General features: G+C 61.0%; 22 protein-coding genes. 8 read left to right on the forward strand and 14 right to left on the reverse strand.

Annotation, left to right across the window (positions count from 1 at the left end; translation table 11 throughout):
* Positions 1 to 104 precede the first annotated feature (104 nt).
* The 5 genes from trmB (at position 105) to CRO23_RS03410 (ending at position 3,381) form a co-directional block, all read left to right on the forward strand.
* Positions 105 to 824 carry a tRNA (guanosine(46)-N7)-methyltransferase TrmB gene (gene trmB, locus CRO23_RS03390; protein WP_016930097.1) on the forward strand — a complete coding sequence of 240 codons (720 nt, stop codon included), beginning with the start codon at positions 105 to 107 and terminating at the stop codon, positions 822 to 824.
* On the forward strand, positions 824 to 1,150 hold the full coding sequence (locus CRO23_RS03395) for a YggL family protein (RefSeq protein ID WP_004937412.1): 327 nt from the start codon (positions 824 to 826) through the stop codon (positions 1,148 to 1,150). The genes trmB and CRO23_RS03395 overlap by 1 nt, the downstream gene beginning before the upstream one ends.
* 215 nt (positions 1,151 to 1,365) lie before the next feature.
* Positions 1,366 to 2,289, forward strand: coding sequence for a glutaminase B (glsB, locus tag CRO23_RS03400; protein WP_004937414.1), 924 nt, complete (start codon positions 1,366 to 1,368; stop codon positions 2,287 to 2,289).
* Positions 2,290 to 2,319: 30 nt separating this feature from the next.
* On the forward strand, positions 2,320 to 3,042 hold the full coding sequence (locus CRO23_RS03405; protein ID WP_033639389.1) for a DUF2884 domain-containing protein: 723 nt from the start codon (positions 2,320 to 2,322) through the stop codon (positions 3,040 to 3,042).
* A gap of 90 nt (positions 3,043 to 3,132) precedes the next feature.
* Positions 3,133 to 3,381 (forward strand): DUF2442 domain-containing protein, encoded by a 249-nt coding sequence (locus tag CRO23_RS03410; protein ID WP_079451748.1) that lies wholly within the window; start codon positions 3,133 to 3,135, stop codon positions 3,379 to 3,381.
* Positions 3,382 to 3,418: 37 nt separating this feature from the next.
* Here the strand turns inward: CRO23_RS03410 and hemW are convergent, their stop codons facing one another.
* From hemW to CRO23_RS03440, 6 genes are all read right to left on the reverse strand, one after another.
* Positions 3,419 to 4,561: a radical SAM family heme chaperone HemW gene (hemW, locus tag CRO23_RS03415; protein ID WP_048796774.1), complete on the reverse strand. Its 1,143-nt coding sequence runs from the start codon at positions 4,559 to 4,561 to the stop codon at positions 3,419 to 3,421.
* Positions 4,554 to 5,147, reverse strand: coding sequence for an XTP/dITP diphosphatase (locus CRO23_RS03420; RefSeq protein WP_016930092.1), 594 nt, complete (start codon positions 5,145 to 5,147; stop codon positions 4,554 to 4,556). The genes hemW and CRO23_RS03420 overlap by 8 nt, the downstream gene beginning before the upstream one ends.
* Before the next feature lie 140 nt (positions 5,148 to 5,287).
* Positions 5,288 to 5,581 (reverse strand): DUF167 family protein YggU, encoded by a 294-nt coding sequence (gene yggU / locus CRO23_RS03425; protein WP_016930091.1) that lies wholly within the window; start codon positions 5,579 to 5,581, stop codon positions 5,288 to 5,290.
* On the reverse strand, positions 5,578 to 6,132 hold the full coding sequence (locus CRO23_RS03430; RefSeq protein WP_016930090.1) for a YggT family protein: 555 nt from the start codon (positions 6,130 to 6,132) through the stop codon (positions 5,578 to 5,580). Before CRO23_RS03430 ends, yggU begins: the two co-directional genes overlap by 4 nt.
* A 31-nt stretch (positions 6,133 to 6,163) precedes the next feature.
* Positions 6,164 to 6,985, reverse strand: a complete 822-nt coding sequence (proC, locus tag CRO23_RS03435; protein ID WP_079450221.1) for a pyrroline-5-carboxylate reductase — start codon at positions 6,983 to 6,985, stop codon at positions 6,164 to 6,166.
* Between the two features lie 19 nt (positions 6,986 to 7,004).
* Entirely contained in the window at positions 7,005 to 7,712 is a 708-nt protein-coding gene (locus CRO23_RS03440; RefSeq protein ID WP_033639392.1) for a YggS family pyridoxal phosphate-dependent enzyme, read from the reverse strand.
* Positions 7,713 to 7,732: 20 nt separating this feature from the next.
* Between CRO23_RS03440 and CRO23_RS03445 the strand changes: the two genes are divergently transcribed.
* Positions 7,733 to 8,755: a type IV pilus twitching motility protein PilT gene (locus tag CRO23_RS03445; RefSeq protein ID WP_079451749.1), complete on the forward strand. Its 1,023-nt coding sequence runs from the start codon at positions 7,733 to 7,735 to the stop codon at positions 8,753 to 8,755.
* Here the strand turns inward: CRO23_RS03445 and ruvX are convergent.
* The 6 genes from ruvX to CRO23_RS03475 all read right to left on the reverse strand — a co-directional run bounded on the left by ruvX (position 8,752) and on the right by CRO23_RS03475 (position 12,955).
* Positions 8,752 to 9,174: a Holliday junction resolvase RuvX gene (ruvX, locus tag CRO23_RS03450; protein WP_015379046.1), complete on the reverse strand. Its 423-nt coding sequence runs from the start codon at positions 9,172 to 9,174 to the stop codon at positions 8,752 to 8,754. The genes CRO23_RS03445 and ruvX overlap by 4 nt on opposite strands.
* Entirely contained in the window at positions 9,174 to 9,737 is a 564-nt protein-coding gene (locus tag CRO23_RS03455; RefSeq protein ID WP_004937452.1) for a YqgE/AlgH family protein, read from the reverse strand. Before CRO23_RS03455 ends, ruvX begins: the two co-directional genes overlap by 1 nt.
* Positions 9,738 to 9,883: 146 nt before the next feature.
* Positions 9,884 to 10,834, reverse strand: a complete 951-nt coding sequence (gshB, locus tag CRO23_RS03460) for a glutathione synthase (protein WP_016930084.1) — start codon at positions 10,832 to 10,834, stop codon at positions 9,884 to 9,886.
* 10 nt (positions 10,835 to 10,844) lie between these two features.
* Positions 10,845 to 11,576: a 16S rRNA (uracil(1498)-N(3))-methyltransferase gene (gene rsmE / locus CRO23_RS03465; protein ID WP_049300547.1), complete on the reverse strand. Its 732-nt coding sequence runs from the start codon at positions 11,574 to 11,576 to the stop codon at positions 10,845 to 10,847.
* Positions 11,577 to 11,645: 69 nt separating this feature from the next.
* Positions 11,646 to 12,341 (reverse strand): deoxyribonuclease I, encoded by a 696-nt coding sequence (endA, locus tag CRO23_RS03470; RefSeq protein WP_025304243.1) that lies wholly within the window; start codon positions 12,339 to 12,341, stop codon positions 11,646 to 11,648.
* Positions 12,342 to 12,442: 101 nt separating this feature from the next.
* A complete protein-coding gene (locus CRO23_RS03475; RefSeq protein WP_016930082.1) occupies positions 12,443 to 12,955 on the reverse strand; it encodes a SprT family zinc-dependent metalloprotease in 513 nt (170 codons plus the stop codon).
* A gap of 372 nt (positions 12,956 to 13,327) precedes the next feature.
* Here CRO23_RS03475 and fumA point away from each other — a divergent pair, with 372 nt between their 5' ends.
* Together fumA and CRO23_RS03485 are read left to right on the forward strand one after the other, a co-directional pair.
* On the forward strand, positions 13,328 to 14,974 hold the full coding sequence (gene fumA, locus CRO23_RS03480; protein WP_016930081.1) for a class I fumarate hydratase FumA: 1,647 nt from the start codon (positions 13,328 to 13,330) through the stop codon (positions 14,972 to 14,974).
* A gap of 150 nt (positions 14,975 to 15,124) precedes the next feature.
* Complete coding sequence (locus CRO23_RS03485) at positions 15,125 to 15,991, forward strand: helix-turn-helix domain-containing protein (RefSeq protein ID WP_016930080.1); 867 nt, start codon at positions 15,125 to 15,127, stop codon at positions 15,989 to 15,991.
* Here CRO23_RS03485 and CRO23_RS03490 read toward each other — a convergent pair.
* Together CRO23_RS03490 and CRO23_RS03495 are read right to left on the reverse strand one after the other, a co-directional pair.
* Positions 15,915 to 16,967, reverse strand: coding sequence for an XdhC family protein (locus CRO23_RS03490; RefSeq protein ID WP_097101387.1), 1,053 nt, complete (start codon positions 16,965 to 16,967; stop codon positions 15,915 to 15,917). The two genes, CRO23_RS03485 and CRO23_RS03490, sit on opposite strands and share 77 nt — an antisense overlap.
* Positions 16,968 to 16,975: 8 nt before the next feature.
* A complete protein-coding gene (locus tag CRO23_RS03495) occupies positions 16,976 to 17,560 on the reverse strand; it encodes a nucleotidyltransferase family protein (RefSeq protein WP_097101389.1) in 585 nt (194 codons plus the stop codon).
* Positions 17,561 to 17,686 lie beyond the last annotated feature (126 nt).

The following is a 17,686-nucleotide window of genomic DNA, read 5'->3' on the forward strand; positions in this document are numbered from 1 at the left end:
TCCGACGCCGCACGGCGGGTACAGAAGATGAACACTTGCTAAACCAATGTATCTTTGCATAATGCGCGTTTCCCTAATTGGCAGCCAAACAGACAGAAAGCACTATGATTAATGACGTCATCTCCCCGGAATTTGATGAGAACGGCCGCGCGATGCGCCGTATCCGCAGTTTTGTTCGCCGCCAGGGGCGGCTGACCAAAGGCCAGCAGCACGCGCTGGAGAACTATTGGCCGGTGATGGGCGTGGAGTATCAGGCTGAGGCTGTCGATCTCGCCGCGCTGTTCGGCCGCGAAGCGCCGACGGTGCTGGAGATCGGTTTTGGCATGGGCGCCTCGCTGGTGACCATGGCGGGCAACAATCCGCAGCAGAACTTTTTAGGGATCGAAGTGCACTCGCCGGGCGTGGGCGCCTGCCTGGCCGACGCCCACGAGGCGAAGCTGAGCAACCTGCGCGTGATGTGCCACGATGCGGTTGAAGTGCTGGAAAACATGATCCCGGACGGCTCGCTGGACATGGTGCAGCTGTTCTTCCCCGATCCGTGGCACAAGGCGCGCCACAATAAGCGCCGCATCGTGCAAACGCCGTTTGTCGAACTGGTGCTGCGTAAGCTGAAGACCGGCGGGGTCTTCCACATGGCCACCGATTGGCAACCTTATGCGGAACATATGTTAGAGGTTATGAACGGGGTCGCAGGCTACCGTAATCTTTCCAGCGATAATGATTACGTGCCGCGTCCGGATTCGCGCCCACTGACGAAATTTGAATTACGCGGCCAGCGCCTGGGACATGGCGTTTGGGACTTGATGTTTGAGAGGAAAGAATAATGGCTAAGAACCGCAGTCGTCGTTTACGTAAAAAGTTGCACATTGAAGAATTTCAGGAGCTGGGTTTCTCCGTAGCCTGGCGCTTCGCCGAAGGCACGTCGGTGGAAGACATCGACAGCACGCTGGATACCTTCATCGATGAAGTGATCGAGCCGAACGGCCTGGCGTTTGACGGCAGCGGCTACCTGCAATGGGAAGGTCTGATCTGCCTGCAGAAGATCGGCCACTGCACCGACGAGCATCGCGAACTGGTGAAAAACTGGCTGGAAGCGCGCAAACTGACCGACGTTAAGGTCAGCGATCTGTTCGATATCTGGTGGGATTGATCGCGGCTGCCCGATGAGCGCGGCTTCGCGCCGCTTATTTCCCCCTAAATAATTGGATTCGCATCACGGCGGCAAGAGGGTGATTCCCCAGGAGCTTACTTCAGTAAGTGACTGGGGTGAGCGCTCGCAGCCAACACAGATGCGGATTCAAGTATGACGGGGATGGATTTAAGGTGCCTTAACGGCGCCTTTGTTTTGCCCGGAGTGTGACCGAGGTGGTAACAACATTGGATAACGCGTTGCTGGAAGAGATCCTGCAACAGGTGCGCCCGCTGATTGGCCAGGGGAAAGTGGCCGACTACATCCCGGCATTGGCGGAAGTGCCCGCCGATCGGCTGGCGATCGCCGTGTGTACGGTGGATGGCGAACTGTTCCAGGCCGGCGACGCCGCGGAGCGCTTCTCCATCCAGTCGATCTCCAAAGTGCTGAGCCTGACGCTGGCGCTGACGCGCTATCAGGAGCCTGAGATCTGGCGGCGCGTCGGCAAAGAGCCTTCCGGCCTGCCGTTCAATTCGCTGCTGCAGCTGGAGATGGAGCAGGGCAAACCGCGCAATCCGTTTATCAACCCCGGCGCGCTGGTGGTGTGCGACATGCTGCAAACCCGGCTCAGCGCCCCCAAACAGCGCATGCTGGAGGTGGTGCGTCAGCTGGCCGGTGAAGACGACCTGGCCTATGACCTGCGGGTGGCGCGCTCCGAGTTCGAACACTCCGATCGCAATGCGGCCATCGCCTATCTGATGAAATCGTTCGGCAACTTCGAAAACGACGTCATCACCGTGCTGCAAACCTATTTCCACTACTGCGCGCTGCGCATGAGCTGCGTGGAACTGGCGCGCAGCTTCGTCTATCTGGCCAATCACGGCCGCGATCTCAGCGGCGAGGCGGTGATCAGCCCGCTGCAGGCCCGGCAGATCAACGCCCTGATGATGACCAGCGGCATGTACGACGGCGCCGGCGAGTTCGCCTATCGGGTGGGGATGCCGGGCAAGTCCGGCGTGGGCGGCGGCATCGTGGCCATCGTGCCGGACGAGCTGTCGATCGTCGTCTGGTCGCCGGAACTGGATGCTTCCGGCAACTCGCTGGCGGGAACTGCGGCGCTGGAACTGTTGTCTCAACGTATCGGTCGTTCGATTTTTTAATCCCAGTCTGGATGGGAGTCAGGAGAAGCTATGTTGAAGAAAACCGGGTTAGCCTTACTGCTGCTGGCGGCGACTGCCGCGCAGGCCCACGCCGAGTACCAATGCAGCGTTAAACCCCAGGACGATGTGATCATCAGCCCGCAGAGCGTGCAGGTGAAAGGCGCCAGCGGCGACCTGCAAATATCGCCGGATGGCGACGTGATCCGCAACGGCCAGGCGCTGAGCCTGAACGACAGCCAGCGGCAGAAAGCCTTCAGTTACCAGAGCGCCTTGCGCAAGCAACTGCCGTGGATCGACGACGGCGCGCAGAAACACCTGGAGAAAGCCCGCGCAGCGCTGGATAAAGTGATCGTTAAAGAGCTGGGCAGCAACAGCAACGTGCGCAACCGCCTGACCACCCTGAACGGCCAACTGAAACAGCAGATGAACCGCATCATCGAGCACCGCAGCGACGGCCTGACCTTCCACCACCAGGCGATTGACCAGGTGGAACAGGATGGCCGCAACATCGTGCAGCAGAGCATGGGCGGCGTGCTGCAGGACAGCCTGAACGAAATGGGCGTCAAACAGGCCGCCAACAGCGGCGGTAACCCGCTGCAGGCGATCATGGGCAATCTGGGCGGCTTGCAGAAGGCGATCCAGAACGAATGGAACAATCAGGAGCAGGACTTCCAGAACTTCGGTCATGACGTGTGCAACCGCGTCACCGCACTGGAAACCCAGCGCAAGGATCTGCTTAAAGCGTTGAAGTAACGGATAGATATCGCATATCCATATCAGAGACGCTGAGGCGAAGCGAAATTCTGGTTGATACCTATCAGGCATTGTTTTTAGAGGCTTGGCATGCGTATTTCGGCTAAGCGCGTCAGCTTTGACGATGCGACGATGTGGGTCGAACTGAGCGACGCCCGAATTATTGGCGTGCCACTGGCCTGGTTTCCGCGTTTGTTGAATGCGACGCAAGAACAGCGGGCGGGGTATGAGCTCAGCGCTCGCGGCATCCATTGGGATGCGTTGGACGAGGATGTTTCCGTTGAGGGATTGCTGAAGGGGCGTGGCGACGTAACGTACCGCCCTCATAATGCCGCCTGAACATGAAAAAAAGCGCTGATCATTCAGCGCTTTTTTTTTACTCGTCGTCCGCCAGGAACAGTTCCAGCAGCGAGTTGAGGAACAGCTTGCCCTTCTCGGTAATTTGCCAATGCTCCGCGGTTTCTTCCAAATAGCCTTTGGCCAGCGCTTCGTCCAGCTGCGGGCGAATAACGCTTTCCGCCAGCCCGGTGTAGTTGACGAAGTCGGCGCGCGGCGCGGCTTCCAGCAGACGGAAGCGGTTCATGAAGAACTCGAACGGCCGATCCGCCGCCGCCACCTCATGCTGCTTGTCCATGTAGTCGCCGCGCATAAAGCCGCGCGGGTGCTTGGTCTTGGCGGTGCGCAGGATGCGTCCGTCGCTGAAGGTCACCTTGCCGTGCGCGCCGCAGCCGATCCCCAGATAGTCGCCGAAGCGCCAGTAGTTGAGATTGTGCTGGCATTGGTAGCCCGGCTTGGCGTAGGCCGAGGTTTCATACTGCTGGTATCCGGCGGCGCTCAGCAGCTGGTGGCCGCGCTCGAAAATGTCCCATAGCGCGTCGTCGTCCGGCAAGACCGGCGGGCGTGAGCTGAACAGGGTGTTCGGCTCGATGGTCAGCTGATACCACGACAGGTGCGGCGGATTGAGGGCGATCGCCTGGCGCAGATCGTCCAGCGCCTCTTCCAGCGACTGATCCGGCAGGCCATGCATCAGATCGAGGTTGAAGCTGCGCAGGCCAAGGCCGGTCGCCAGCGTCGCCGCGCGTTTGGCTTCTTCCGGGCCGTGGATGCGCCCCAGACGGTTCAACTTCTCGGCGCTGAAGCTTTGCACCCCGATGGAGATGCGGTTGACGCCGGCGCGCTGGTAGCCGCTGAAACGATCGGCTTCCACGGTGCCGGGATTGGCCTCCATGGTGATTTCGGCGTCGTCGGCGACGCGAATGCGCGCCCGCACCCCGTCCAGCAAGGCCTGCATCGCCTCGGCGCTCAGCAGGCTGGGGGTGCCGCCGCCGATAAAGATAGTGCTGATTTCCCGGCCGCCGGCCAGCGGCAGGTCGGCATCCAGATCCGCCAACAGATGATCGACATACTCCTGATGCGGCACGTCACCCTTCAGCGCATGGGAGTTGAAGTCGCAGTACGGGCATTTCTGCACGCACCACGGGATATGGATGTAGAGACTCAGCGGGGGCAGCTTAAGCATTGCGCATGGCTTCCAACATCAGCTTCAGCGCCTTGCCGCGGTGCGAAATCGCCCGCTTCTCGTCGCGGCTCAGCTCGGCGGCGGTGCGCCCCAGCTCCGGCACGTAGAAGACAGGGTCGTAACCGAAGCCGCCTTCACCAGCGGCCTGCTCAGTGATTTCGCCGGCCCAACTGCCGTGGAACACCAGCGGCGTCGGGTCTGCCGCATGGCGCAGATAGACCAGCACGCAATGGAATTGCGCGCCGCGCCGGCCCGGCGCCACGTCTTTCAACGCCGCCAGCAGCTTGTCGAGGTTTTGCCGATCGTCGGCATCTTCGCCGGCATAGCGTGCGGAGTAGATGCCCGGCGCGCCGCCCAGCGCGTCCACTGCCAGACCGGAGTCGTCGGCGATCGCCGGCAGGCCGGTGACCTGTGCCGCATGGCGCGCTTTCAGGATGGCGTTTTCGATAAACGTCAGGCCAGTTTCTTCGGCGGATTCCACGCCCAGATCGGTTTGCGCGACCACGTCCAGGCCGAAATCGGCCAACAGGTCGGCAAGTTCGCGCACTTTGCCCGGGTTACCGGTGGCAAGAACGACTTTTTGCATAAGTGACTACCTTGAAAATTATTCGATGATACTCTGCGTATCTGAAGCCGCAGCCGCGTTGGCTGCACGCTCTCACCCCAGTCACTGGAGTGACCCAGCTCCTGGGGACTCAAGCCCTTGCCGCCTTGCTGCGGCTCCAGCTACTTTGTGTATAGCGCTGCGACCACGGCGGGGATCTGTTGCGGATTCACGATGCGTAACTGTTTATGCCGCCCCAGTTCGCCTTTCTCGATGGTGACGTTGCTTTTCGCCACTTTGAACTGCTTGGCGATAAACTTGATCAGATGGGCGTTGGCTTGGCCGTCGACCGGCGGGGCGGTGATGGCGACTTTTAGTTCGTCGCCATGCAAGCCGATAATTTGGTCGCGGCTGGCTTTCGGCTGAATATATAGCCTGATCGCCAGCCCGTCCAGCACCGGAGTGACCGCACTCACAGCAGGAACCAGATCTCGCCGAACAGATCCATGCCCAGGTAGTTGATCAGATAGAGGATCAGGATCACTACCATGGCGGAAAAGTCGATGCCCCCCATCGCCGGGATGATGCGACGGATCGGCGCCATCAAGGGTTCGGTCAGTTGGTACATCACGTAGTCGATCGGGCTGCGGCCCTGGCTGATCCAGCTCATCAGCGCACGAATGATCATCACCCAGAAGATCAGGTAGCCGGCGGACTTCACCAGCGAGATCAGGCCGAACAGCAGGTTATACGGGCTGAGCGACATCGCGCCGCCCTGAATCAGCAGCAGCAGCGGGTACTTGATGGTCATCAGCAGGAACGCCAGCAGCAGCGAAGCGCTGTCGATGGGCCCCAGTGACGGGATGATGCGGCGCAGTGGGCCGACCACCGGCTGGGTGATCTTCACCACAAACTGTGAGAACGGGTTGTAAAAATCGGTGCGCGCCCACTGCATCCAAATGCGCAGCAACAGCACCATCACGTACAGATCAATAACGGTCTTGACCAGGAAAGTCAGCGTTAGCATGAAGTGGTCCTTCTCCTTAACTCGCGGTTATTTAAAATAATTTTTCCATCTCTTGGGCGCGGGAAACGGCGGCCTGCATCGCTTGCCCCACGGTTTCCGGCAGTTGGCGTTCGTTGAACACCCGCAGCGCTTCGGCGGTGGTGCCGCCTTTGGAGGTCACCTGTTCGCGCAGCGTGCCCAGCGGCGTATCCGGGTTGGCTTCCACCAATGCGGCGGCGCCGGAAGCGGCCTGTTGCACCAGATCGCGCGCGGTCTGGCTGTCGAAGCCCATGCGCTCGGCCTCTTTTTGCATCGCCTCCATAAACAGGAAGAAATAGGCCGGAGCGCTGCCCGCGGCGGCGATCACGCCGTTGATGCCATTTTCGTCATCGACCCAGCAAACTTTACCGACCGACGCCATTAAATCGCCGGTGTAATCGCGATCCCGCTGGCTGACCTGCGCCGGCGCGTACAGCCCGCTCATGCCCTTGCCGACCAGCGACGGAGTGTTGGGCATGATGCGCACGATGTCCAGCTTGTCGCCGAGCAGTTGATAGAAACGGCTGACCTGAATGCCGGCGGCGATCGACAGCACCAGCTTGCCGCTGAAATCGACCTGTTCGCGCAGCGGCTGACACACGTCGGCCATCATCTGCGGTTTGACCGCCAGCACCACCACCTCGGCTTCACGCGCGCAGGCGACGTTGTCGCCGCTGCTGACGATGCCGTAGTCCGCCGCCAGCGCGTCACGGTTTTTCGCCGAAGGGGCGCAGACGCTGATGGATTTGGCCGGATAGCCGCCCGCCACCAGGCCGGCGATGATTGCACGCGCCATGTTGCCGGCGCCGATAAAGGTAATCTTGCGATGTTGCATCAAATCCCTCGTCTGTGTGTCAGGCCTGCGAGTAGTCGCGGGCGCCAAAAATTGCGGTGCCGATGCGCACCAGGGTGCTGCCTGCGGCGATCGCCGCCGCCATATCGTCCGTCATGCCCATCGACAGCGTATCGGCCTGCGGATAACGCTGACGCAGGGCGAGAAAGGCGTCGTTCATCCGGCTGAATACCGCCAACTGCCGCTGATAATCCGCTTCCGGCGCCGGGATGGCCATCAGGCCGCGCAGCGTCAGGTTCGGCAGCGCGGCGATCGCGTCGGCCAGCGCCGGCAGCTCGCTTAACGCGATGCCGGATTTGCTCTGCTCATCGCTGATGTTGATTTGAATCAGCACGTTGAGCGGCGGCAGGTCGGCCGGGCGCTGATCGCTCAGGCGCTGGGCGATGCGCAGCCGATCCACGGTATGACACCAGGCGAAATGTTCCGCCACCAGCCGACTCTTATTGGATTGCAGCGGGCCGATAAAGTGCCACACCAACTCGCCGCCCTGCGGCGACTCGGCGAAATGCCGGATCTTGTCTACCCCTTCCTGCACGTAGTTCTCGCCGAAGGCGCGCTGGCCTGCGGCGATGGCTTCTTCGATCGCCGCCACAGGTTTGGTTTTGCTGACTGCAAGCAGGGCAACTTCTTCTGGCGCCCGCGCGCAATTTCGCGCGGCGGCCGCGATGCGGTTTCTGACATCCTGCAGGTTCTGTTGGATAGTGCTCATTATTGACCCGGGAGAGTGATATGGATATCGATGAATTCGTGGCCCTTAGTGTAAAGCATAATGCTTCCGATCTGCACCTTTGTGCCGGTCATCCGCCGATGTTGCGCATCGACGGTGAACTGCAGCCGCTGGCGGCGGCGCCAACGCTGACGGCGCAAGGCGTGCAGGCCCTCTGCGACGGATTGCTGAATGTGCAGCAGCGCGAGAGCCTGCGGCGGCTGGGGCAGGTCGATCTGGCGTTGCACAGGCCGGGCGGGGAGCGGTTGCGCGCCAACGTTTTTCAACAAAGCGCGGGGATTTCTCTCGCGTTGCGGCGTATCGCCGGGCAATCGCCTTCGCTTGCCGAGCTGGCGGCGCCGGCCATCGTCCCGGCGCTGCTGCGGCGCGACGACGGGCTTATCCTGGTCACCGGCGCCACCGGCAGCGGCAAGTCCACCACGCTGGCGGCGATGATCGACGAGATCAACCGGCACCAGCAGCGGCATATTTTGACGCTGGAAGATCCGATCGAGTTCCTGCACCGCAGCCGGCGATCGCTGATCCAGCAGCGGGAGATCGGCCGCGACAGCCACAGCTTCGATGCGGCGTTGCGCGCCGCGCTGCGCGAAGATCCGGATGTGATCCTGCTGGGCGAGCTGCGCGATACCGCCACCATCCGGCTGGCGCTCACTGCGGCGGAGACCGGCCACCTGGTGCTGGCGACGCTGCATACCCGCAGCGCGCCGCAGGCGGTAGAACGGCTGGTGGACGTGTTTCCGGCGGAAGAGAAACCCTATGTGCGCGCCCAGCTGGCCGGCAGCCTGCAGGCGGTGATCGCGCAAAAGCTGATGAGACGCCCCGGCGGCGGACGCGTGGCGATCTTCGAAGTGCTGACGGCGACGGCGGCGGTCAGCAACCTGATCCGCGAAGGGAAAACGCATCAGTTGGCGAGCGTGTTGCAAACCGGCGCGCAGTCCGGCATGCAAACCTTTGAGCAAGGTTTGCAGCAGCGGATCGACGCCGGCGTGTTGGGGGAGTGCGCGGGGGAAAGGGCGGGCGTTTAGCCCAGCTGCCGTTCGAACCAGCTTTCGAGGATCACCACCGCGGAGGCGGAATCCACGCTGCCTTTATCAAGGGCGCGGAAGCCGCCGCGATCGAACAGGTTGGCGCGCGCTTCCACGGTGCTCAGGCGCTCGTCATGCAGATCGATCTGGATGCCGAAGCGGCCGTGCAGGCGGTTGGCGAACTTGCGCGCCTGGGCGGTAACGGGCTGTTCGGTGCCGTCCATGTTCAGCGGCAGGCCGACCACCACCAAATCCGGTTGCCACTCCTTCAGCAGCTTTTCGATTTTCAGCCAGTCCGGCGAGCCGTCCTGCGCTTTGAAAGCCGGCAAGGCGCGGGCGCTGCCGGTCAACTCCTGGCCGACGGCCGCGCCGATGCTTTTGGTGCCGAAGTCGAAGGCGATAATGGTGCGGTTGCTCATCAGGCATGTCCTGCGTGGTTGGCGATGCTGCGAATGTCGATACCCAAAAGGTTCCCCGCCTCGCGCCAGCGGCTGGCGATCGGCGTGCGGAACAAAATGTCGGTGTTGGCTTCGATGGTCAGCCAGGCGTTTTCCAATACTTCCTGCTCCAACTGGCCCTTTTCCCAACCCGCATAACCCAGCGCCACCAGCACGTCGTCCGGTTGCTCTGGCGTGCCGAGCGTTTCCAGCACGTCTTTCGAGGTGGTGATCATGGTGTTGGGCGAAATTTGAATGCTGGCGCCGAAGCCGTGGCGCGGCGTATGCAGGATAAACCCGCGATCGTCCGCCAGGGGGCCGCCGGCGAACACCGGCTTGTCCAGGCTGATGGCAGGATCGCGCGCAGGCGGCATGATCTTCAGCTTGCTCAGCACCGTGGCTACCGTGAACTGCTCCACCGGTTTATTGATCACCAAACCCATGGCGCCTTCTTCATTGTGCTCGCAAATGTAAATCACCGAGCGCTTGAAGCGAGGATCCTGCAGCGTTGGCATGGCGATCAGAAAATGGTGCTGTAAATTCATGGCGTTAGTATAAGGTAATCAATGGGTGAGAAAATAAACAGCCGCCAGTATGCGGCTATACCCGCCGCCTTTCAAGCCGTTGCCGAAAGGCGCGCTTTGGCGGGCGCGATACGGGATAGCGGGCGGCATGCCGCCCGCATGACGCATTACTTCGCCGCCAGGCGCTTTTCAATCGCGTCCATCAGCATGCCGGTAATCGAAATCGGGAATGCCGCCTCAATCTCGCGTGCGCAGGTTGGGCTGGTCACGTTGATCTCGGTCAGGCGATCGCCGATCACGTCCAGGCCGACGAAGATCAGCCCTTTCTCTTTCAGCGTCGGGGCGACGGCGCGGGCGATTTTCCAGTCGCTTTCGCTCAGCGGGCGCGCTTCGCCGCGGCCGCCGGCCGCCAGGTTGCCGCGGGTCTCGCCCTGCGCCGGAATGCGCGCCAGGCAGTAAGGCACCGGCTCGCCGTCCACCACCAGGATGCGTTTGTCGCCGTCCTTGATCGCCGGCAGGAAGTTCTGCGCCATGCAGAAACGGCTGCCGTGTTCGGTCAGGGTTTCTATGATCACCGACAGGTTAGGATCGTCCTGCTTCACGCGGAAGATAGACGCGCCGCCCATGCCGTCCAGCGGTTTCAGGATGATGTCGCCGTGCTGCTGGTGGAATTTGCGGATGTGCGCGGCGCTGCGGCTGACCAGCGTATCCGGCGTCAGTTCCGAGAACCAGGCGGTGAACAGCTTCTCGTTGCAGTCGCGCAGACTTTGCGGCTTGTTGACCACCAGCGTGCCTTTAACTTCGGCGCGTTCCAGAATGTAGGTCGCATAGATGTATTCGGTATCGAACGGCGGATCCTTGCGCATCAGGATCACGTCCAGTTCGTGCAGCGCCAGATCCTGCTCGGCGCCGAAGCTGAACCAGCTCTCCTTGTCTTCCTTCACGCTCAGCAGGCGGGTGCGCGCGCGCCCGTCACCGGCGTGCAGATAGAGATCGTTCATCTCCATGTAGTGCAATTCGTAACCGCGGCGCTGCGCTTCGAGCAGCATGGCGAAGCTGGTGTCTTTCTTGATGTTGATGGAATCGATAGGATCCATCACGATGCCGAGCTTAATCATCTTTTCTCCTTTAACCCAGGTCGCCGAAGCGGACCTGCAGAGCGGTAATGGCGGTGAGCGCTGTGGTTTCGGTACGCAGAACGCGTGGTCCCAGCAGAATATCAGTAAATCCGTGGTCGGTGGTCATGGCGATTTCGTCGGCGGACAAACCGCCTTCCGGGCCGATCAGCAGGCGAACATGATCCACCGGCTGCGGCAGCGTGTTGATGCTGTGGCTGGCGCGCGGGTGCAGGTTGAGTTTCAGGCTGCCGTCCTGCTCGGCGCACCAGGCTTCCAGCGACATCGCCTCGCGGATTTCGGGAATGCGGTTGCGGCCGCACTGTTCGCAGGCGGCGATGGCAATCTTTTGCCATTGCTGGATTTTCTTCGCCAGACGCTCGCCGTCCAACTTCACGCCGCAGCGCTCGGAAAACAGCGGGGTGATGACGTTGACGCCCAGCTCGATGGATTTCTGGATGGTGAACTCCATCTTCTCGCCGCGCGAGATCACCTGGCCCAGGTGCAGGTTGAGCGGCGATTCGATGTCATCCACGCGGCCGTCGCCGAGGCGCACCAGCACGCTCTTTTTGTCCACCCGGACTATCTCGGCGTCGAACACCTGGTTGCTGCCGTCGAACAGCTGCAGCGCCTGGCCGGCGCTCATGCGCAGCACGCGCCCGACGTGGTTGGCGGCGTCCTCGCTGAGGGCGATCTCCGCCCGGTCGGTCAACGGCTGCGGATGGTAAATGCGGGGTATGCGCATGGGTAGTCTGATCCTGACGAAACGGCGCCGCGGGTTGGCGGCGCCATGAAAGATAAAGGCTATAGTAGGTTAGCTTTTCCGCTGCTGACAAGCCTGTTGAATATAGGGGTTGTGGTTGCCCTGCACCTTGGCGATACGTGCTTCGCGCTGACATTCCCATTGGCTCACCGGATATTGCCGGTTCCACACCTCGAACAGCTGGGTTTGCTGGCGTGACAGCCGCAGCTGGTAGCGATCGCGCATGTAGAAGTAGGTGCGGGCAATGGCGCCGCGCGCGCGGGCGGGCGGCTCCGCCTGTTTATTCTTGAAATCCACCTTCATCGGGCATTGCCCGTACTGGCCCGCGCCGCCGTTCCATTGGCTGTACATGAAGTTGTTGCGGTCGCCGTTCACTTCGCCGATCGCCGGCTGCAGGTTGTGCAGATCGGTTTCGATCTGGCGATAGGTGGCGTCTTTGTTGCAGTTCTTGCGCCCGCCGTCCTGCCAGCACTGCAGCTGGTGGCCGAACTGCCAGGCCGGCACCACGTGTTCCCACTCGATACGCTGCGCGCGTTGGGCGTTTTTACGCACCTGATAGCCGCAGCCGGCGAGATCTGGGATGCCCTTCTTGCCTTGCCAGTCGATGCGGCAGCCGCAGTAAAAACTGCCCGGCGCATCCTGGTTAATCTTGGCCGCCGCCGCCTTGGCCTGAGAAAAATTATTGATGCCGTGCGCCTGTACGGCGCCTGCGGCGAAAACCGCCATAAACAAAATTCTGCGAAGCATATTCCAAAACAGCTCAAAATTGGAAAAGCAGGCAGGGTAACGGAACTTGCCGGCAGTGGCAAATGGCGATATTTGCTTGTTTTAACGTATAAATCGTTTAACTAAAGGTTCTCGCTAGCAAGAAATTTCAGTTTTTCGCCGCACCGGCGGCAGCGGTATTCGCTTTCGCCGCGCAGCACGCGGTTATGGCGGCGAATGGTGAGCTGGTGCTGTCCGCAGCCGCAGCGGTAGGGGAAGGTTTTGCTTTGCACCGAGGCGGTTTCGAAACGGTGAGTGCGGCTGGCGGGGGTCAGCAGTACGCTTTCCATCATCCAGCGCCATTCGCGGCCGTGCGGCGCCACCCGGCCGAATTGGCGAAACACCAGCAGGTGCGCCAGCTCGTGCGGCACCACTTCATCGATAAACGGCTGTTGGTTTTCCAGCAGCAGCACCGGGTTCAGACGGATTTCCCAGCTTTGCAGCCAGGCGGTGCCCGCGCTGGTGCCGCGTTGCTGATAGACGATGCTGGGTTCGGGGAACTCGACGGCAAAATGCCGGCGTGCCAACTGCAGCTTTTCTCGCAGGCAGCGCATCACCGCTTGTTGCAGCGCGATGGGGATTCTTGGTTTGTTCATTGCGGCCTAGCTTAAGCAATGGCGCGGCGGCTGACAATATGCCCCGGCCTAAATCCGCATCCGACGCTTTCTTGGCGCTGTGCGCCGGTTTTTCGCCACATTGATAAGACGATCGCCGTCGATGGATTGTAATCAATGTGTTAACTGCGGGATAATAAAGCGTGCATGATGAGCCTGTACCCGCAGTTCTCACCGGACAAGGTTGAAACGCCGCCTGTGGTAATCCCTTACGCAAAGAGCGGTTATTTTGCGATTTGGCGCAATAACTGACTGATTAAAAATACGTAAGGTGGAGGCAGTTTTTTGACAAGGCGCCGCCTCGCGCGCCGCAAGTGTGAATTTAACGCAGCTGATGTTGCAAGTGAGAGATCAATGTCGAATAAACCGTTCCACTATCAAGATCCGTTCCCGCTGAAGAAAGACGATACCGAATATTATCTGCTGAGCCGCGACCACGTTTCCGTGAGCGAGTTTGAAGGCCAGGAAATACTGAAAGTTGCCCCTGAAGCGTTAACCCTGCTTGCCCAGCATGCGTTCCACGACGCCTCGTTCATGCTGCGCCCGGCGCACCAACAGCAGGTGGCCGATATCCTCGACGATCCGGACGCCAGCGAAAACGACAAGTACGTTGCGCTGCAATTTCTGCGCAACTCAGAAATCGCCGCCAAGGGTATTTTACCGACCTGCCAGGACACCGGCACGGCGATCATCGTCGGCAAAAAGGGCCAGCGCGTCTGGACCGGCGGCGGCGATGAAGAAGCGCTGTCGCGCGGGGTCTACAACACCTACATCGAAGAGAACCTGCGCTATTCGCAGAACGCCGCGCTGGATATGTATAAAGAGGTCAATACCGGCAGCAACCTGCCGGCGCAGATCGATCTCTACAGCGTGGACGGCGAAGAGTACAAATTCCTGTGCATCGCCAAGGGCGGCGGCTCCGCCAACAAAACCTATCTGTACCAGGAAACCAAGGCGCTGCTGTCGCCGGGCAAACTGAAAAACTACCTGGTCGACAAGATGCGCACGTTGGGCACCGCGGCTTGCCCGCCGTACCACGTGGCGTTCGTCATCGGCGGCACCTCGGCGGAAGCGACGCTGAAAACCGTCAAGCTGGCCTCGACCAAGTATTACGATGGCCTGCCGACCGAAGGCAACGAGCATGGCCAGGCGTTCCGCGATCTGGAACTCGAAGCGGAATTGCTGCAAGAAGCGCAAAACCTGGGGCTGGGCGCGCAGTTCGGCGGCAAATACTTCGCGCACGATATCCGCGTGGTGCGCCTGCCGCGCCACGGCGCCTCCTGCCCGGTCGGCATGGGCGTCTCCTGCTCGGCGGACCGCAACATCAAAGGCAAGATCAACCGCGACGGCATCTGGCTGGAAAAACTGGAGCACAATCCGGGTAAATTCATTCCTCAGGAGCTGCGCCAGGCCGGGGAGGGCGAAGCGATCAAGGTCGATCTCAACCGCCCGATGGCCGAGATCCTCAAACAGTTGTCGCAGTACCCGGTTTCCACCCGCCTGTCGCTGAGCGGCACCATCATCGTCGGTCGCGATATCGCGCACGCCAAGCTGAAAGAGCGTCTGGATCGCGGTGAAGGCCTGCCGCAGTACGTCAAGGATCACCCGATTTACTACGCCGGCCCGGCCAAAACGCCGGAAGGCTACGCGTCCGGTTCCTTGGGGCCGACCACCGCCGGACGTATGGATTCCTACGTCGATCTGCTGCAATCTCACGGCGGCAGCATGATCATGCTGGCGAAAGGCAACCGCAGCCAGCAGGTGACGGATGCCTGCCACAAGCACGGCGGCTTCTACCTCGGCAGCATCGGCGGCCCGGCGGCGGTGCTGGCACAGCAGAGCATCAAGAGCCTGGAGTGCGTGGAGTACCCTGAGCTGGGCATGGAAGCGATCTGGAAAATTGAAGTGGAAGATTTCCCGGCGTTTATCCTGGTGGATGACAAAGGCAATGACTTCTTCCAGAAGATCCAGGCCGGTCAGTGCGCCAGCTGTCTGAAATAATCGCTGCCCCCTCCACCGCCCGCGGGCGGTGGAGGGGATTGTGTAAAGTCCTGTAGCTTGCTGGACGTCGAGTTTTAACCTGTATACCCTACGCGAATAGCACTAAAATTCGACTAATGGAATATCGGCAACATAAGGTTCGGCAAGCACATGGGCACGCAGGAAAGTCACATCAGGGAGTTACTGGTCTGGATTGAAGATAACCTGACCAATCCGCTGTCGTTGGATATCGTTTCCGCCAAGTCAGGCTATACGAAATGGTACCTGCAGCGCATGTTCAAGAAGCAGACCGGATTATCGTTAGCTTCCTACATTCGCGCTCGCCGCCTCTACATCGCCGCCTTCGCCTTGCGTTTCACGCAGAAGAGCATCCTCGATATTTCGGTTGAATATCAATTCGATAATCAGCAGACATTCTCGCGCTGTTTCAAGAAACATTTCGCCGAATCGCCCAGCGTTTATCGTCATGCCCGCAAACAGGACTTCAGCAATCTGGTGCGTTCGCTGGCGGCCAGCCAGCCCGGCGATATTCAGGTCGAACGCGTCAGCATCGCCAGAGGGCAATACGCCTTTCAGGGCAAACAGTACGCTTATCACCTGGATATCGAAAAGTTGGACAAGTCGCATCTGCCGCAGCGCAGCGCGCTGCGGGCGCAGTTCTACACCTTGTTGGGCGAGCGTCCGGCGCAGACCTATTCGTTTACCCAACTGGTGCCTGACGGCGAGCGGGTCAGGGTCGACTATACCCTGGGCGTGACGGCGGACTATCCGCTGCGTGAAGGCGTGGCGCTGGAGCCGCTGCCGGAGGTCCACGGCGAGTTTTGCCGTTTTCGCTATTCCGGCAAGCCGGTGGCGCTCAATGACCACATCATTCAAATCTACACGCAGGTGCTGCCCGAAATGGGGCTGGCCCGCGGCGACGGGCCGGACATGACGGTGTTCAGCTATTCGCTGAGCGGGAAAGAGGAGCTGCACCTGGAGCTGCAACATCTGGTGCCGGTGGTGCCGCTGCACTGATCCCGTCGGCGGCCGGCCGCCGGTTTTTTTGCTGCACGATCGCCGCCATCACCGCCAGAGCGATCTCCGCCGGGGTTTTGCTGCCGAGCGGCAGGCCGATCGGCGCGTGAATGCGTTCCAACTCCTGCGGCGTGAATTCGGCGATCTGCTGCAACCGCTGGCGCCGCCGCGCGCTGTTTCTGAGCGAGCCCATGGCGCCGATGTAAAACGACGGGGTGTGGATCGCTTCCATCAGCGTCAGATCGTCCATACGCGGATCGTGGGTCAGCGCCACGACGGCGGTATTGGCGTGGCAACCGCCGTCCTCAATGAACTTGGCCGGGAACTGGCGCAGCAGCGTCACGCCCGGTTTTAACTCGGCGGCGAAGTTATCCAGCGCCTCCGGGCGGTTCTCGCACACCAGCACCTCAAACCCCAGCGCTACGGCGAAATCGGCGCAGTACAGCGCCACGCTGGACAGCCCGGCGATCAGCAGGCGCGGCGCGGCCGCGATATGCAGGGTAATCTGTTCGAGCCGGCGTTCAACCTGAGTGGCGCTGGTGAAATGGCTCTGCTCAAGGCTATGGCAGGCGTTGGGCAACGTCAGGCGTTTGAGCAACGCATGATGCCCTTCCAGCGCGCCGGCGATGCGCCGCAGGTAAGCGACGCTGGCCTCTCCCGCCGGCAGATACTCGATCAGCACGTCCAGCACGCCGCCGCACGGCAGCGCCACATTGGGCGTCATGCCGCCTTCGCCGTAGCGGATCACCTGGCTGGCCGCCTGATACTCCCCGGCGGCCACGCGCCGCAGAAAGTCCTCCTCCACGCACCCGCCCGACAATGAACCGCTGTAGCGGCCGTCGCGGGTCGCGGCCATCAACGCGCCCGGCGACCGCGGCGAAGAGCCATAGGTGTTGAGCACGGTGCATAACCAGACCGGCTGTTGTTGCAGCCAGCTTATCGCCTGGCTGACCACGGTGACATCAAGATGTTGCATAGGTGAATTTACTCGCTGGCCGGGAGTTGCGATGGAAGATCAATATCCCGCACGACGCCGGGGTGTTCAAGCGGCAGCAGGTGCACCGCTGCGCCTTGCAGCAGTTCACGCGCGCCATTATCGCCGCGCAGTTGGCAAAGTGGTTTGCGCAATCGGGCGGAAAAGCCGACCGGGTGGCCGGGCTGTTGCGCATAGCTGGGGCGCACGATCGGGTGCTGCCGCAAGGCATCCGCCACCTGTCGGAAAACGTCGGCGCCGACGAACGGCATATCGGCCAGGTGGATCAGCCAGCCTTGCCAGTGCGGCGTGGCCGCAACGCCCGCGGCGATTGAGTCGCCGAGGCCCGCGCTGGCGAGCAGGGTGACCGGCACCTGGTTGGCGGCGCAGGCTGCCAGCACCGGCAGATTATCCGGCCGGGCCACCACATGTACCGGCAGGCCGGAGGCCAATGCCCGGCGCAGGGTGTGTTCAAACAGCGATCGCCGCTCGCCCGCCGCATCGGCAAATCCGGCGTTCAATTTGTTGCCCTGGCCGCCGGCCTGAATAAAGCGCTCTCCGCGTCCGGCGGCGGTAATGACAATGCCCGTGGTCATGGTTGAAGTCCGCGTTTGCGCAAATTATTTATTAGCCTACAAACTACCTGTGTTTTGTAAATGTTTTTTTGTTGAAAACAACCTGTTAATCATCACATAATTTTAGTTATAAGCATATGCTTATGA

Source organism: Serratia sp. JKS296, from assembly GCF_900215445.1.
GTDB lineage: Bacteria > Pseudomonadota > Gammaproteobacteria > Enterobacterales > Enterobacteriaceae > Serratia > Serratia marcescens.

Excerpts from the sequence above, each read along its gene's own strand:
- trmB (WP_016930097.1), top strand. The coding sequence starts at position 105 with ATGATTAATGACGTCATCTCCCCGGAATTTGATGAGAACGGCCGCGCG.
- CRO23_RS03395 (WP_004937412.1), top strand. The coding sequence starts at position 824 with ATGGCTAAGAACCGCAGTCGTCGTTTACGTAAAAAGTTGCACATTGAA.
- CRO23_RS03405 (WP_033639389.1), top strand. The coding sequence starts at position 2,320 with ATGTTGAAGAAAACCGGGTTAGCCTTACTGCTGCTGGCGGCGACTGCC.
- CRO23_RS03410 (WP_079451748.1), top strand. The coding sequence starts at position 3,133 with ATGCGTATTTCGGCTAAGCGCGTCAGCTTTGACGATGCGACGATGTGG.
- hemW (WP_048796774.1), bottom strand. The coding sequence starts at position 4,561 with ATGCTTAAGCTGCCCCCGCTGAGTCTCTACATCCATATCCCGTGGTGC.
- CRO23_RS03420 (WP_016930092.1), bottom strand. The coding sequence starts at position 5,147 with ATGCAAAAAGTCGTTCTTGCCACCGGTAACCCGGGCAAAGTGCGCGAA.
- CRO23_RS03430 (WP_016930090.1), bottom strand. The coding sequence starts at position 6,132 with ATGCTAACGCTGACTTTCCTGGTCAAGACCGTTATTGATCTGTACGTG.
- proC (WP_079450221.1), bottom strand. The coding sequence starts at position 6,985 with ATGCAACATCGCAAGATTACCTTTATCGGCGCCGGCAACATGGCGCGT.
- CRO23_RS03440 (WP_033639392.1), bottom strand. The coding sequence starts at position 7,712 with ATGAGCACTATCCAACAGAACCTGCAGGATGTCAGAAACCGCATCGCG.
- CRO23_RS03445 (WP_079451749.1), top strand. The coding sequence starts at position 7,733 with ATGGATATCGATGAATTCGTGGCCCTTAGTGTAAAGCATAATGCTTCC.
- ruvX (WP_015379046.1), bottom strand. The coding sequence starts at position 9,174 with ATGAGCAACCGCACCATTATCGCCTTCGACTTCGGCACCAAAAGCATC.
- CRO23_RS03455 (WP_004937452.1), bottom strand. The coding sequence starts at position 9,737 with ATGAATTTACAGCACCATTTTCTGATCGCCATGCCAACGCTGCAGGAT.
- gshB (WP_016930084.1), bottom strand. The coding sequence starts at position 10,834 with ATGATTAAGCTCGGCATCGTGATGGATCCTATCGATTCCATCAACATC.
- rsmE (WP_049300547.1), bottom strand. The coding sequence starts at position 11,576 with ATGCGCATACCCCGCATTTACCATCCGCAGCCGTTGACCGACCGGGCG.
- endA (WP_025304243.1), bottom strand. The coding sequence starts at position 12,341 with ATGCTTCGCAGAATTTTGTTTATGGCGGTTTTCGCCGCAGGCGCCGTA.
- CRO23_RS03475 (WP_016930082.1), bottom strand. The coding sequence starts at position 12,955 with ATGAACAAACCAAGAATCCCCATCGCGCTGCAACAAGCGGTGATGCGC.
- fumA (WP_016930081.1), top strand. The coding sequence starts at position 13,328 with ATGTCGAATAAACCGTTCCACTATCAAGATCCGTTCCCGCTGAAGAAA.
- CRO23_RS03485 (WP_016930080.1), top strand. The coding sequence starts at position 15,125 with ATGGGCACGCAGGAAAGTCACATCAGGGAGTTACTGGTCTGGATTGAA.
- CRO23_RS03490 (WP_097101387.1), bottom strand. The coding sequence starts at position 16,967 with ATGCAACATCTTGATGTCACCGTGGTCAGCCAGGCGATAAGCTGGCTG.
- CRO23_RS03495 (WP_097101389.1), bottom strand. The coding sequence starts at position 17,560 with ATGACCACGGGCATTGTCATTACCGCCGCCGGACGCGGAGAGCGCTTT.